This window comes from Streptomyces sp. NPDC048353 (assembly GCF_055587165.1).
This window is the reverse complement of the sequence record NZ_JBVJGU010000006.1, coordinates 138,462-152,656: the sequence shown is the minus strand read 5'-3', so window position 1 is coordinate 152,656 and position 14,195 is coordinate 138,462. Positions and strand designations below refer to the sequence as shown.

At 74.3% G+C, this 14,195-nt stretch carries 13 protein-coding genes; 8 read left to right on the top strand and 5 right to left on the bottom strand.

Annotation, left to right across the window (positions count from 1 at the left end):
* The first annotated feature begins 82 nt into the window (after window positions 1–82).
* A complete protein-coding gene (locus ACZ6RC_RS22600) occupies window positions 83–928 on the top strand; it encodes an SDR family NAD(P)-dependent oxidoreductase (protein ID WP_469586068.1) in 846 nt (281 codons plus the stop codon).
* On the opposite strand, the gene ACZ6RC_RS22595 is transcribed toward ACZ6RC_RS22600, so the two are convergent.
* Both ACZ6RC_RS22595 and ACZ6RC_RS22590 read right to left on the bottom strand, forming a co-directional pair.
* Window positions 915–2,450, bottom strand: a complete 1,536-nt coding sequence (locus ACZ6RC_RS22595) for a SulP family inorganic anion transporter (protein ID WP_469586066.1) — start codon at window positions 2,448–2,450, stop codon at window positions 915–917. The two genes, ACZ6RC_RS22600 and ACZ6RC_RS22595, sit on opposite strands and share 14 nt — an antisense overlap.
* Window positions 2,451–3,033: 583 nt before the next feature.
* Complete coding sequence (locus ACZ6RC_RS22590) at window positions 3,034–3,738, bottom strand: maltokinase N-terminal cap-like domain-containing protein (protein ID WP_469586063.1); 705 nt, start codon at window positions 3,736–3,738, stop codon at window positions 3,034–3,036.
* A 365-nt stretch (window positions 3,739–4,103) separates the two neighbouring features.
* Here ACZ6RC_RS22590 and ACZ6RC_RS22585 point away from each other — a divergent pair, with 365 nt between their 5' ends.
* Window positions 4,104–4,994, top strand: a complete 891-nt coding sequence (locus ACZ6RC_RS22585) for an SDR family oxidoreductase (protein WP_391133242.1) — start codon at window positions 4,104–4,106, stop codon at window positions 4,992–4,994.
* 199 nt (window positions 4,995–5,193) lie between these two features.
* Here the strand turns inward: ACZ6RC_RS22585 and ACZ6RC_RS22580 are convergent, their stop codons facing one another.
* Window positions 5,194–6,084 carry a UbiA family prenyltransferase gene (locus ACZ6RC_RS22580; protein ID WP_469586060.1) on the bottom strand — a complete coding sequence of 297 codons (891 nt, stop codon included), beginning with the start codon at window positions 6,082–6,084 and terminating at the stop codon, window positions 5,194–5,196.
* Window positions 6,085–6,223: 139 nt separating this feature from the next.
* On the opposite strand from ACZ6RC_RS22580, the gene ACZ6RC_RS22575 reads away from it, so the two are divergent.
* The 5 genes from ACZ6RC_RS22575 (at window position 6,224) to ACZ6RC_RS22555 (ending at window position 11,293) form a co-directional block, all read left to right on the top strand.
* Window positions 6,224–7,378 carry a type III polyketide synthase gene (locus ACZ6RC_RS22575; RefSeq protein WP_469586057.1) on the top strand — a complete coding sequence of 385 codons (1,155 nt, stop codon included), beginning with the start codon at window positions 6,224–6,226 and terminating at the stop codon, window positions 7,376–7,378.
* A gap of 12 nt (window positions 7,379–7,390) precedes the next feature.
* The gene (locus ACZ6RC_RS22570) at window positions 7,391–7,945 is read left to right on the top strand and encodes an isoprenylcysteine carboxyl methyltransferase family protein (protein ID WP_469586054.1); all 555 of its coding nucleotides are present in this window, start codon (window positions 7,391–7,393) and stop codon (window positions 7,943–7,945) included.
* Entirely contained in the window at window positions 7,942–8,955 is a 1,014-nt protein-coding gene (locus ACZ6RC_RS22565) for an NAD(P)/FAD-dependent oxidoreductase (protein ID WP_469586051.1), read from the top strand. Before ACZ6RC_RS22570 ends, ACZ6RC_RS22565 begins: the two co-directional genes overlap by 4 nt.
* Window positions 8,956–9,175: 220 nt before the next feature.
* Window positions 9,176–9,394, top strand: coding sequence for a DUF6296 family protein (locus ACZ6RC_RS22560; protein WP_391133230.1), 219 nt, complete (start codon window positions 9,176–9,178; stop codon window positions 9,392–9,394).
* A 120-nt stretch (window positions 9,395–9,514) separates the two neighbouring features.
* A complete protein-coding gene (locus ACZ6RC_RS22555) occupies window positions 9,515–11,293 on the top strand; it encodes an FG-GAP-like repeat-containing protein (RefSeq protein ID WP_469586047.1) in 1,779 nt (592 codons plus the stop codon).
* 75 nt (window positions 11,294–11,368) lie between these two features.
* On the opposite strand, the gene ACZ6RC_RS22550 is transcribed toward ACZ6RC_RS22555, so the two are convergent.
* Entirely contained in the window at window positions 11,369–12,031 is a 663-nt protein-coding gene (locus ACZ6RC_RS22550; RefSeq protein ID WP_469586043.1) for a lysophospholipid acyltransferase family protein, read from the bottom strand.
* 139 nt (window positions 12,032–12,170) lie between these two features.
* Entirely contained in the window at window positions 12,171–12,791 is a 621-nt protein-coding gene (locus tag ACZ6RC_RS22545; RefSeq protein WP_391133220.1) for an L-threonylcarbamoyladenylate synthase, read from the bottom strand.
* Window positions 12,792–13,275: 484 nt separating this feature from the next.
* Between ACZ6RC_RS22545 and ACZ6RC_RS22540 the strand changes: the two genes are divergently transcribed.
* Window positions 13,276–14,130: an MmyB family transcriptional regulator gene (locus ACZ6RC_RS22540; protein WP_453617770.1), complete on the top strand. Its 855-nt coding sequence runs from the start codon at window positions 13,276–13,278 to the stop codon at window positions 14,128–14,130.
* Window positions 14,131–14,195: the final 65 nt, after the last annotated feature.

Here is a 14,195-nt window from a genome sequence, read left to right as displayed (position 1 = left end):
CGCGGCCCGTCGCCTGGTGGTGCCGACACCAGGATCACCACCCGCTCCCCAGCCGCGCGCCCCACCGGACAGGATCGGCGCCATGAACCGACGTACCGTCCTCATCACCGGAACCACCCAGGGCCTCGGCCGCGGGATCGCCCTCGACCTCGCCTCCCGTGGCCACACCGTCCTGCTGCACGGCCGCGACTCCGCCCGTCTCGCCGCCGTCGCCGACGAGGTCCGGACCGCCCACCCGGACGCCACCGTCCGCACCTACCGCGCCGACCTCGCGGACCTGACCCAGGTCCGCGAGCTGGCCGACCGGGTCCGCGCCGCCGAGACCCGCCTCGACGCCCTCGTCCACAACGCCGTCGCGGGAGGCGGAGCCGACCCCCTGCGCCGGGAATGGAGCGCCCAGGGGTACGAGCTGCGGTTCGCCGTCAACCACCTCGCGCCGTACGCGCTGACCCGCGCCCTCCTCCCCCTCCTCACGGCCTCCTCCCCCGCCCGGGTGGTCAACATCGCCTCCCTCGGGCAGGAGCGCATCGACTTCGACGACGTCATGCTCGACGAGGGGTACGAAGGGCTCCGCGCCTACTGCCGCAGCAAGCTCGCGATGATCATGGCGACCTTCGAGCTGGCGACGGAGCTGAAGGGCACCGGCGTCACGGTGAACGCGCTCCACCCCGCGCACCTCATGGACACCGCGGGGGTGCGCGCGTACGGCCTCACGCCGCTGACCGGCGTCGAGGAAGGCGTACGCCCGACCGTGCGGCTGGTTCTCGACCCCGAACTCGCCGACACCACCGGACGCTACTTCGACCGGTTCACGGACGCCCGCGCCCACGAACAGGCGTACGATCCGGAGGCCCGCGAACGGCTGATGACCCTCACCCGCGCCCTCGTGGACGGCCCCTCGGCGTCCCGACCGGTCAGGGACTCGTGAGTTCGCCGCTGAGGCGGCCGTGGAGCACGGCGCTGCGGCCGTCGAGCCCGGTGATCTCGACGGTCTTGCCCCGGCGGCCGTAGGCGGTCTCGATGGCGTCGAGCGTCGCCACGGAGGAGGCGTCCCAGATCTGCGCGGCGCTCAGGTCGATGACGACCCTGTCGGGATCGTTCGCGTAGTCGAACTGCCCGACGAGGTCGTTGGAGGACGCGAAGAACAACTGTCCCGTGACCCGGTAGACCACCGTGGTGCCGTCGGCGTCCACGACCGAGGTGACCTCGGCGAAGTGGGCGACCCGACGGGCGAAGACGACCATCGCCGTCACGGAACCGACGACGACGCCGATGGCGAGGTTGTGCGTGCCGATGACGACCGCGACGGTCACGAACATGACGAGGAGCTCGCCCGCCGGCATCCGCCGGAGGGTCCGGGGCGCGATCGAGTGCCAGTCGAAGGTGGCGACCGACACCATGATCATGACGGCGACCAGGGCCGCCATCGGGATCTCGGAGACGACGGGGCCGAAGACGATGCACAGCACCAGCAGGAACACACCGGCCAGGAAGGTGGAGAGCCGGGTGCGGGCGCCGGAGACCTTCACGTTGATCATCGTCTGGCCGATCATGGCGCAACCGCCCATGCCGCCGAAGAAGCCGGTGACGATGTTGGCGATGCCCTGGCCGACCGACTCGCGGGTCTTGCTGGAGCGGGTGTCGGTGATCTCGTCGACCAGCTTGGCCGTCATCAACGACTCCATCAGGCCGACGAGGGCCATGGCGAAGGCGTAGGGCGCGATCGTGGTCAGGGTGTCCAGGGTGAACGGCACATCGGGCAGACCGGGCACCGGCAGCGACGACGGCAGGGCGCCCCGGTCGCCGACGGTCGGCACCGCGATCCCGGCCGCGACGGTGATCGAGGTCAGGATGACGATGGAGACCAGCGGCGCCGGGACCACGGTGGTGATCCTCGGGAAGAACACCATCATCGCCAGCCCGCCCGCGACCAGCGGATAGACCGCCCAAGGGACGTCCCGCATCTCGGGGATCTGGGTGATGAACACCAGGATCGACAGGGAGTTGACGAACCCGACCATCACCGAGCGGGGAATGAACCGCATCAGCTTCGCCACACCCAGCGCCCCGAGGGCGATCTGGAAGATCCCGGCGAGGATCACGGCGGCGACGAGGTGGCCGAGGCCGTGCTCGCGGTTCAACGGGGCGATGACCAGCGCCACCGCTCCCGTGGCGGCGGAGATCATGGCCCGGCGGCCGCCGACGACGGAGATGACCACGGCCATGGTGAAGGAGGCGAAGAGGCCGATCGCGGGGTCGACACCGGCGATGATCGAGAAGGAGATCGCCTCCGGGATCAGCGCCAGCCCGACCACCAGGCCGGCCAGCACCTCGGTGCGCCACACCTTCGGATCGTTCAGCCACGGCGGGCGCAGGACGCACGGTCGGCCGGCGGGGGGCGCGGGGGAGGGGGGCGGGGACGACGGAGCGGGCGGTGCGGAGGAGGACAACGGAGCGCAGGACCTGTCGGGCTCGGGTGCGTTCCGCTCCGGCGGGCGGGCGGTACGCAGGGGGAGGACGCGGGGGCCGGGCCGGACACCGCGAACGGCCCGCCGGGGCGGGCCGGACGTCACACCGGACGTCGCACGGGGACGGGGCGGAGGCGGTGCGGGAGCCTGAGGGGGCTCACGTCACGGCCGGGCCCGCGTCCGGGCGAGGGGTGTCACGGCGGACAGGCGGCGGTGCCGTGCGGCATGGGCTCGCGCACGCTCTCTCCCGCGGGGGTTCGGATCACGGCCGGGGACGGCTTCGGGCCCGGCGTTCGACGGAGTTCTCGGGGCGGCGGCGGACCGTGTCGGGCCGCTCTCGCCCCGGCAACTCTACCGCGCCGCCCCGTCACGCCCCGCGCCCGCCGACGGCGGACGCGGTCGCTCGGGCGGTGGTGCCGCGAGGCGGGCGGGCGGCGCGGTCGTTCGAGCGGTGGTGGCGCGAAGCGGGCGGGCGGGCGAGCGGCGCGGTCGTCCAGGCGGGGTGCCGCGAGGCGGGCGGGAGGCCTGGCGGTGGAGGGCCCGGGTGGTGAGGCGCCGCTCGTCGTCAGTGGCCCGCGCGGGCCACGACGAAGCGGCCGCGGTGCTCCGTGCCGTCCGGCAGGTGCCACCCGGCCGTGACGTCTCCGAGAGGCGACCCGTCCGCGGCGGACGAGTCGGACGGACGCAGGACGCGCGTCACCCGGAGGAGGAGCGGGGCGTCCGGCGCGCTCGGCGACGTGCCCGTGTCCCCGGTGAGCGGCACGAGGACGTCGGTCCCCTGAGGACCGTCCGTCACCGTCGAAGGACCGGCCACGTCCCCCCGCGCGGGCCCCGAGAAGGAGGGGACCACGGAGGGGTCCGGGGTGTCGGTCTCGCTCTGTGCCTGCGGCTCGGCGCGGCCCTGGAGGAGGGCCAGCACCTGGGCGACCGCGACCGGGTCGTGCGCGGCGTCGTACACGTACCGCAGTCCCAGCACGCCGTGCTCCAGCGTGCCGACGAGACCGTGCTCGGCATCCGCTGCGCCGTCGATCGGGGCCGCGCGGTAGGTGAGCGGTACGTGGTACGAGACCGGCTCGCTGCCGGACGTGTCCGTGACGACCATGAACTCCATGCCGACCTCGCCCTCGGGGTCGTCGAGCCGGAAGCCGCCCCCCTTGACGAGCCGCGGCTCGCCCTTCGCGTCGCCGACGTACCACGGCCGGTCGGGAAGCCAGGAGGTCAGCAGCTCCAGCTTGGTGGGCTTCAGGGTGGTGTGGTGGATGACAGCCATGATCCGAACCTACCGGGTGCGCGGCCGATCGCCTCCGCGGGGGTGCGGGCGGCGGGGCGTCCTCAGGCGGGGAACCGGCCACAGCGGCAGGGGAGTTGCCTGTGCGCCCGGAAGCCCACCCGGAGACGTACCGGGCGAGGCAGGCGAGGCAGGCGAGGGGGATGGCCGGGCGCTCGGCGTCCCACCCGTATCGCCGGCGTGTCCCGGGGCCCCCGGGGTAGGCGGCCTTCGCGGAGACGGAGACGGAGCCGGAGCCGGAGACGGAACCGGAGGCGGGAGCGTGCGGCACTCGGAGGATTCGAGCGGGTCGCGCCGGGAAGGGGCCCGTTATCCACTGTTATGTTCCCCCGCGGAGGTGTGTGCCGATGGAGCACCGTGACGACGCAGTACCGAACCCGGCCGACCGATACCCGCGGCCGGACTTCCCCGCCCAGGACCAGGAGCACCCCGGCTGGACCGGGCCGATGGACCCGCCGCCCGACCACGGCGAGACGACCTATCACGGCCACGCCCTGCTGTACGACCGCAAGGCCCTCATCACCGGCGCCGACTCGGGCATCGGCCGTGCCGTGGCCCTCGCCTTCGCGCGCGAGGGCGCCGACGTGGTCTTCACCCATCTCCCGGAGGAGGAGTCCGAGGCGGAGGAGACCAGGCGCCTGGTCCAGGACGCGGGCCGCAAGGCGGTGGCCGTCCCGTGCGACATCCGCGACGAAGAGCAGTGCGCCCGGCTCGTCGCCCGGGCCGTCGAGGAGCTGGGCCGGATCGACATCCTCGTCAACAACGCCGCCTATCAAATGTCCCAGCCCGCCGGCATCCAGGACATCACCACCGAACAGTTCGACCGCGTCATGCGGACGAACCTCTACGGCATGTTCTGGCTGACGAAGATGTCCCTGCCCCACATGCCCAAGGGCGGCGTCGTCATCAACTCCACGTCGGTGCAGGGGTACCAGCCGAGCCCGCACCTCCTGGACTACGCGATGACCAAGGGCGCGATCGTCACCTTCACCCAGGGGCTCGCGCAGATGCTCGCCTCCGACGGCATCCGCGTCAACGCGGTCGCTCCCGGGCCGGTCTGGACGCCGCTCATCCCGGCGACCCTGCCGGACACCGTGGAGTTCGGGAAGCAGTCGCCGCTGGGCCGCCCGGCGCAGCCCGCCGAGATGGCCCCCGCCTACGTCTTCCTCGCCTCCCCGCAGGCGAGTTACATCACCGGCGAGATCGTCAACGCGACCGGCGGCACCCCGCTGCCCTGACCCGCGCTCTGCCAGAGCTGCCTGCCCGCCGTCCCACGCGGTCTTCGCATAGGGGGGTGTGAGGTGAGGGATCCGGGGAAGGCGCTCCTCGTCCCCCCACGGGCAGCGGCCGCGAGGCTCCGGGGGCGGCCCCGCCGATCCCCTTCCGGCGGGACCGCCCCCGGAGCCCGCGATCACCCCGCTCCGTACGGGCGGAACGTCACACGATCTGCGAGCCGCGCGCCAGGAGCAGTGCCACGTCCGCCGCAGCCACGGCCACCGCCCCCGCGAACGCCGCCTTGCGCCACCACCGTCCGAGCACCGGGCCCGCGCAGCCGACGGCCGCCGCCACCGCCACGAGTGCGGCCGGGCCCCCGCCGGATTCCCCGGCAGGCGGACCCAGCGCCAGGACGGCCGTCGCCACCACGAGCGGGACCGGCAGCACGCGCCGGGTCCACGCGGACCCCAGCCGGTGCGGCAAGCCCCGCACACCGGCGGCCTCGTCGTCGGCGAGGTCCGGCAGCGCGTCCGCCAGATGGGCCGCGAGTCCGAGGAGGGCCCCGGCGGTCATCGCCCACCAGGCAGGCCAGGGGTGCCCCGGCAGACTCAGCGTGACGACCGCCGGCAGACCGCCGAAACCGATGACGTACGGCAGCCAGGAGAGTGCGGTCGCCTTCAGCCACACGTTGTACAGCCACGCCGCCGCGACCGCCGCGAGATGCGCCGTACCCGCGAGGAGACCGCAGGCCAGGGAGAGCGGCACGCACAGCGCGAGGGCGGTGAACGCCGCTGCCCACACCGCGCGCCGGGACACCGTGCCGTCGGCCACCGGCTTGCCCCGCCGCCCGGCCCCGGCGTCGCGACGGGCGTCGAAGGCGTCGTTGCACCATCCGACCGAGAGCTGGCCGGCCAGGACGGCGCCGACGACCGCCAGGCCGTCGAAGACGCCCAGACCCGCCACGGCGCACAAGGCGGCCGTCAGGGTCACGACGGCGACCACCGGCCCCGGGTGGCAGGACAGCGCCAGACCCGCCACCCGCCCGCGCGGCCGCGCCGACGCGGCGCCCGCCCGCGGCTCTTGCACGGCCTGCGCCGCCTCCACGGTGTCCATCCGGCGATCGTAATGACGCCCACCCGCCGGAAACCGCGTGAAACGCGCACCAAAGCGGCGGACGCGCGGGAGCAATGTCACCTTCGCCCCGATTCCGCGTGCAGGATGACGCCATGACGCCTCCCCCTCAGGAGACCGGATGACCCGGATCGCGGCCGTGCACGGTGTCGTCCCTCCCCATCGCCACACCCAGCGCGACGTGACCGACATGGTGGCGCGCACCTGCCTCCCGCCGGGCGCCGACCGCCGGGTCCTCGACCGGATCCACCGCAACGCCCGGGTGGACACCCGCCACATGGTGCTGCCCCTGGAGCGGTACGGCGCCATCGAAGGCTTCGGGGCGGCCAACGACGTCTTCATCGACGAGGCCGTCGAGCTCGGCGGCCGGGCGGTCCGGGGCGCGCTGCGGACCGCGGGGCTGCGGCCCACCGACGTGGACCTGCTGATGTTCACCTCCGTCACCGGCGTCGCCGCCCCCTCCGTCGACGCCCGGCTCGTCGGACGCCTGGGGCTGCGACCCGATGTGAAGCGCCTGCCCGTCTTCGGCCTGGGCTGTGTCGCCGGAGCCGCCGGAGTCGCCCGGCTCCACGACTATCTCGTCGGCCGGCCCGACCACGTGGCCGTCCTCCTCTCCGTCGAGCTCTGCACCCTCACCTTCCAGCGCCAGGACGCCGCTCCCGCCAACCTGGTGGCGACCGCGCTCTTCGGCGACGGCGCGGCGGCCGTGGTCGCCACCGGCGACCGTCACGAGCCCCGCGCCACCGCCGCCCCGCCCGGACCCGCGTCACCCGGGCCCGGAACCCCGGACCCACGCGAGGCGGACATGCGCGAGCCGGGCGGGCGAGGGCCGGGCGGGCGAGGGCCCGAGGTCGTGGACACGCGGAGCCGGATGTACCCGGACAGCGAAGGCGTCATGGGCTGGGAGATCCGCGACTCCGGCTTCAAGGTCGTGCTCGACCCCGGAGTGCCCGACGTCGTACGCCGCTACCTCGCCGACGACGTCCGCGGCTTCCTGGAGGAACACGGCCTCAAGCCGAAGGACATCGCCCACTGGGTCTGCCACCCCGGCGGCCCCAAGGTCCTCGAAGCCGTCTCCGAGGTGCTCGAACTGCCCGAGGGCGCCCTCGACATCACCTGGCGCTCCCTCGCCGAGGTGGGGAACCTCTCCTCCTCGTCGGTCCTCCACGTCCTCAGGGACACCCTGGAGCAGCGACGACCCGAGCCGGGAACGCCCGGCCTGCTCATGGCCATGGGACCGGGATTCTGCAGCGAACTGGTGCTCCTGCGCTGGTAGGACGGAGGACACGTGATCTGGTACACCGGCCTGGTGCTGGCCGTGGCGGTGGAACGCCTCGCCGAACTCGGCGTCGCCTTGCGCAACACCCGCTGGAGCAGGGCCAGAGGAGGCAGGGAGAGCGGCCGCGGCCACTATCCGGCGATGGTCGCCCTGCACACCGGCCTGCTGGCCGGCTGCCTCGCCGAAACCGCACTGGCCGGGCGCCCGTTCGTACCGTGGCTCGGCTGGACCATGGTCGTCGGCGTCATCGCCGCGCAGGCGCTGCGCTGGTGGTGCGTCGCCACGCTCGGACCACGGTGGAACACCCGTGTCATCGTCGTGCCGGGCCTCCCCCTCGTCACCGGGGGGCCGTACCGGTGGCTGCGCCACCCCAACTACGTCGCCGTCGCCGTCGAAGGGCTCGCGCTGCCGCTCGTCCACGGCGCCTGGATCACGGCCCTCGTCTTCACCCTGCTCAACACCGTGCTCATGACCGTGCGCATCCGCTGCGAGGAGACGGCGCTCGGCGCCGCCGCCACCCCGAGCCCCGCGCGTACGGCGGGCGGAGCGGACGTCCGCGCGTGATCGACCTCCTGGTGGCCGGCGGCGGACCCGCGGGCCTGGCCGCCGCGATCCAGGCCGCGCGGGCGGGCCTGGAGACCGTCGTCGTCGAACCGCGCGCCCGGCCCGTCGACAAGGCCTGCGGCGAAGGAATCATGCCCAGCGGGGTGACGGCCCTGCGCCGGCTCGGCGTACAACCGGCCGGCCGGGACCTGCGCGGCATCCGCTACACCGACGGCGGCCGCGAGGTCGAAGCCGCCTTCCACGGCGGTACGGGCCTCGGCGTCCGGCGGACCACGCTGCACGAGGCCCTGCACCGACGGGCCGTGGAACTCGGCGTCCGGATCGTCCCCGGCAAGGTGGGGCACGTCCACCAGGACGACACCCGCGTCACGGCCGCCGGCACGACGGCCCGCTGGCTGATCGCCGCCGACGGCCTGCACTCCCCGCTCCGCCGCGAACTGGGCCTCGACCTGCCCGTCGGCGCCGTCCGGCGCTACGGCCTGCGCCGCCACTACCGGATCCCGCCCTGGACGGACCTCGTGGAGGTGCACTGGTCGTCCCGGGGCGAGGCGTACGTGACACCGGTCGGGGACCGTCTGGTGGGCGTGGCCCTCCTCGGCCACGACCGCCGCCCCTACGAGGAACGGCTGGCCGCCTTCCCCGGCCTCGCCGCCTCGCTCCGGGGCCTGGAGGCGGGTCCCGTGCGCGGCGCCGGACCGCTGCGCCGACGGGCACGCGAGGTGCGGGCCGGGCGCGTGCTGCTCATCGGCGACGCCGCCGGCTACGTCGACGCCCTCACGGGGGAGGGCATCGCCCTCGCGGCGGCCACCGCCACGGCCGCCGTCGCCTGCCTCGCCGCCGGACGGCCCGAGGAGTACCCCGCGCGCTGGGCGCGGCTGACGCGGCGGCACCGCCTGCTGACCGAGGCCCTCCTGTGCGCCACCCGCCACCCCGCCGCCGCCCGCCTGGTCGTCCCCGCCGCGCGCCGCGCACCGGCGCTCTTCCGGGCGGCGGTGCGCGCCCTGCAGTGAGCCACGGCGCGCGGCCCTGCGGTGAGCCGCGGCGCGCGGCCCTGCGGTGACCGGGGCTCCGGGGGCGCAGCGCCCCGGAGCGTGACCCGTTCGGCGGCGACACCGGTCGCCGCCGACGCGCCGGGACACCCGCGCGGCTCCCCGACCGGCCCCCGAGGAGCCGGCCGCACGGTCTCCCGGCACATGCGCGGTTCCTGGCCCCGATCGGTATAAAGGGCGCATGGGAAGCGTCGAACGGTACGAGCTGACATTTCCGGTCTCGGGCGACTCCATCGTGGTCACCCGCACCGACCGCAAGGGCGCGGGCGGGCACCCCGTCTACGCCGACGACACGGGCATCGTCCAGGCCGAGATCAACGACGAGGGACAGGTGCGCATGGTGGCCAGCGGCGGACACCAGAGCCACGGCGGCCCGGTCCGCGCCGTCCCCCTGTCCTGATCCCGCCCCGGCGCCCTCCCCCGCCCTCCCCTGACCTGGCCTCTTCGCGCCTGAGATGATCTCCCGGCGTCCGGGCCCGCGTCGGGACCGGACCTCAGGGGAGGAACGACGTTGAAGAGAGTGACAACGGCAGCGCTGGGACTGGCCGTCGCCGGCGGCCTGCTGCTCGGCGCGCCGGTACAGGCGGCGCCCGCGGTCGAGACGGCGGCGGCAGCCCGGACGGCACAGGCGACCCTGCCGTACCCGGGGGAGACGCGGGTCGTCACCTGGAACATCTGTGGAGAGGCCGGCAGCCCCCGCGGCGTGGAGGGTTATTGCGCCTTCCGCAACGAGCCCGACCGCAAGGCGGAGCAGGTCGCCCAGCTGGTCACCGAGCACCAGGCGAACGTGGTGATGCTCCAGGAGGTCTGCGGCTACGACGAGGCCACGCCCGAGGCCGAGCGCCGTGCCAACTGGCGCAAGAGCCACATGGCGCTCCTGAAGGAACGTCTCGGCGACGGCTGGTCCTTCGCGCACGCGCCCGGCAACCGCGAGTCGGACCTGGACAGCCGCTGCCGCGGTGAGGCGCTCGGCGGCGACCTGGGCGTCCTGCTCGCCGTCAAGGGCACGTTCGACGGCCCCGTCGAGCGGGTCGAGACGGTGCCCGCCGACCTGTCCTCGCGCAAGCTGCCGATGGTGTGCGCCCGGGTCACCGGCCTGCCCGACACGTTCTGCAGCACGCACCTGATCCCCGGCGAGTCGGCCATCGCCAAGCGCCAGTCCGAGACCATCGCCGCCCACCTCGCGGACGACATCCCGGCCGGAGTGGTGATCGGCGGCGACTTCAACCGCAACGCCGCCTCCGCCGACCTGACCCCGATCACCTCGAAGCTGGACCGCTGCGTCGACGGCGACCACACCTACCAGTACTGGGCCCCCACCGCGGCCGCGCCCAGCCGCCACTGGCTCGACCACCTGTTCACCACCCCGCGCGCCGCCGGCGCCCGCTTCGTGGCCTGCACCGTCGACCAGTCCCGTATGGACCGGACCCGGAACGCCGGCTCCGAGGCGACCAACCCGCCGAACGGCTACTCCGACCACGCCCCCGTCATCGCCTATCTCCGCGACGCACCCGTCCCCGGCGACATGACCGGTGACGGCAAGCCGGACCTGCTGGCCGTCGACGACCTGGGCAAGCTGCGCCTCTACCACGGCAAGGGGACCGGCGGCGTGCCCGGCGCCCACGACATCGTCGGCACCGGCGGCTGGGGGAGCGCCTCCGTGGCGCACCGCGGCGACTGGACCGGAGACGGCACGGAGGACGTCGTCGCCCGGGTGGGCGGCGACCTGCGCGTCTACGCCAACCGTGGCGACGGCTCACTGGCCGCCCCCGTCACGGTCGCCGGCGGTCTGCCCGCGGACGCGAAGGTCGTCAGCCCCGGGGACGTCACCCGGGACGGCCACCCCGACGCGGTCCTCTCGTACGACGACAAGCTCTTCCTCTACGCGGGTGTGCGCGGCGCCGCCCCCGCCGTGGCCGCCCCCGTCCTCATCGGGAACGGCGGCTGGGACGCGATGACCCTCACCGCCCCCGGCGACGCCGACCGGGACGGCCGGCCCGACCTGCTGGCCCGCAACACCTCCACCGGCGACCTGTGGCTCTACCGGGGCCGCGACGGCGGAGGCTTCGACGACCGCACCCTCTACGGCCACGGCTACGGCCTCGTCAACCGCCCCCTGATCGCGGGTGCGGCCGACGCCGACGGCAACGGCGTCGCCGACCTGTGGACCACGACGAACGAGGGCGCCGGCACCCTGATGTTCTACGCCGGCGAGACCGGTTCGGCCGGCCACCCGGTGGACGGCGAGCGCACGACGGTCGGCGCGAGCGGCTGGAACACCATCCGGTCCATCGGCTGACCCCGGCTCGGACCGCGCCGCGTGGGCGTGCGCGACCGGAAGGCCCGGGACCCGAACGGGTCCCGGGCCTTCGGGTCAGGCGGCCAGGGCGACCGGCTCGCCGAGGTGGGCGGCCGCCGTGCGCCAGGCCGCCGTCACCGCCGCGCGGGCGTGCGCGGTCCGTTCCGGGCCCTCGCCCGTCAGCACCACGGGCGCACCGACGTGCACGTGCAGGCCCGGCCGGCGCAGCGGCGCCGTGACCAGCCCCGCGATCTGCTTCGTGAGGCTCCCCGAGGTGATGCGCCGGGCGCCCGCCTGACCGAGCGGCACGACGGGCGCTCCCGTGTGCGCGACGAGCCGGGACAGCCCGCTCCGGAACGCCTCCGGGGCCGCCTCGTCCGCGTCCGCGCGGCTCGGGATCCCGCCCTCGCCGTAGATCAGGACGATCCGGCCGTCCGCCAGGGCCCGCGCCGCGCCCGTCAGGGAGTCGGCGGCCCTGCGGTCGCCGCGGTGGACGGGAACGTACCCCTCACGGGCCAGCGCGCGCCCGAGCAGCGGGATCCGCCACAGGCCGGCGGTGGCCAGGACGACCGGCTCGACGCCCAGGCGCCGCAGCGCCGCCAGCACGACGGCGGGGTCGGCGAGCGAGGTGTGGTTGGCGGCGATGACGCTGCCGGGCGCGAAGGCGGTGTCGGTGTCGGTGGTGACCGTCAGGCGGCCGACGGCGGGCACCAGGACGTCGGCGATGCGGCTGAGCATGGGCGGTTCTCCCGGACTCGGACTCGGCGGTGTCGTACCCCTCCATCGTCGGCGGCGGGCCGGCCGCCGACGTGAGTACCGGTACTCAACCGCCGCGTCCGCCCTACCCAGAGGGAGGCGGGCACGTCCGGGCGCGGGACTACTCGAAGGGCGTGGTGTCTCCCGCTCCCCGGCGGACGATCTCCACGCCGTCGCCGGAGAAGTCGATCACGGTGGTCGGCTCGGTGCCGCAGTCGCCCGAGTCGAGGACGGCGTCCACCAGATGGTCCAGCCGTTCCTTGATCTCCCAGCCCTGCGTCAGCGGTTCGGCCTCGTCGGGCAGCAGCAGGGTGCTGGACAGCAGCGGTTCGCCCAGCTCGGCGAGGAGCGCCTGGACGACGGTGTGGTCGGGGATCCGGACGCCGACCGTCTTCTTCTTGGGGTGCAGCAGCTGGCGCGGCACCTCCTTCGTCGCGGGCAGGATGAAGGTGTAGCTGCCGGGCGTCGCCGCCTTGATCGCGCGGAAGACGTTGTTGTCGATGTGCACGTACTGCCCCAGCTGCGCGAAGCTCTCGCAGACGAGGGTGAAGTGGTGCCGGTCGTCGAGGTTCCGGATCGTCCGGATGCGGCTGATGCCGTCCCGGCTGCCCACCCGGCACCCCAGGGCGTAACAGGAGTCCGTCGGATAGGCGACGAGCGCGCCGGAACGGATGCTGTCGGCCACCGTGCCGATGGTGCGCGGCTGCGGGTTGTCGGGGTGGACGTCGAAGTACTTGGCCATCCGCCGAGTCTAGGGCCTCTCGTTCGGATCAGGCCGGGCCCGCGGCCCTGGTGACGCCGGCGCCGGGGCTCCGGCGAGGGCGTTCTGTGGCCGGCCCGGGGGCGGGGGTGCTGCCCGGGCCGGCCAGGTGGCCCGGGTGGCGAGGGTGCCGCCAGGGCCGGCGGACCGGCGGCGAGGGTGCCGTCGGGACGCCGCGGCCCACGGCGGCGAGGGTGCCGTCCTGGGCCGGTCGCGGGCCCAGGTGACAGGGGGATGTCGTACTGGTGTACCCGCTGCGGCCGGTACCGAGGACGCTACGCAATGGCGATTGTCGACACCGGCCGCGGTCTTACCCGTCCCGTCCGTGAAGAGGGGGGTGAGTTCCGTGGGTCAGAGTCTCGCGCCCCGGGGGCGGAGCTTTCCAGGGAGTACGGATGCAGATAATTGACGCGACAAGACCGACGCCGTCCCGTCGGCGAAGTCCGAGCGAGCGAAGGTGTGTCACGTGCGAGTCGCAAGTGTCCGCGGGCCGTTGAAGCAGCTCCTCCGGGAGCGCCGGGCCGCGATCGATCCCGTCTCGGCGGGATTCCCGCCCCGCATACCCGGGCCCGGCCGCCGGGCGGCCGGGCTGAGCCAGGAGCAGATGGACGAGCTGCTGAACCGCGCCCCCGGGACCTACAACCGGTTCGAGAACGGCCAGTTGGCCAACCCCGGCAACGAATTCCTCACCTCGGTGGCGAAGGTCCTCCGGCTGAACGAACAGGAGTGGACGTTCCTGTGGCGCCTGGCCCGCCGCGAGAACCCGCCGTTCACCCTGCACCGCGACTCGGGCATGTCCGTACCCGGCGTATGGCAGCGGGTCGTCGACCAGATCACCGGTGCCCTGGCCTACATCAACGACGCCGAGTGGAACGTCCTCGCCCACAACCGGGAGTACCGCCACCTCTTCCCCGGCGGCCGGCCGCCCGCCAACACCATGCGCTGGATGCTGCTCGACCCCGAGGCCCGCTCCGAGGTCCTCATCGACTGGGAGACCCGCTGGGCGCCCCTCGTCATGCCCCAGCTGCGCCACGCCGTGGAGATGCGGCCGCACAACCCGGCGCTCGCGCGGATGGAGGCCGAGGTGCTGAAGGACCCGGTCGCCGGCCCCCTCTACCGCGAGACCGCCACCTCCCCGGTCCCGTACCCCGACGGCTCCGAACGGCCCGTCAACCACGCGGTCCACGGCCCCGGCTGGGTCACCACCTGCGTCGCCGAGCCCGTCACCTCGCCCGGCGCCCGCGTCATGCTCCTGCTCTACACCCCCGGCGCGTCGCTGACCGAACGCGACCCCGTCCTCACCGCCCCCCTGCGCTCCTGACGCCCGCCGTACGGGACATCGGCGAGGACTCCTCGCTTACCGTTCCCGTACGCCCGCCCGACCCA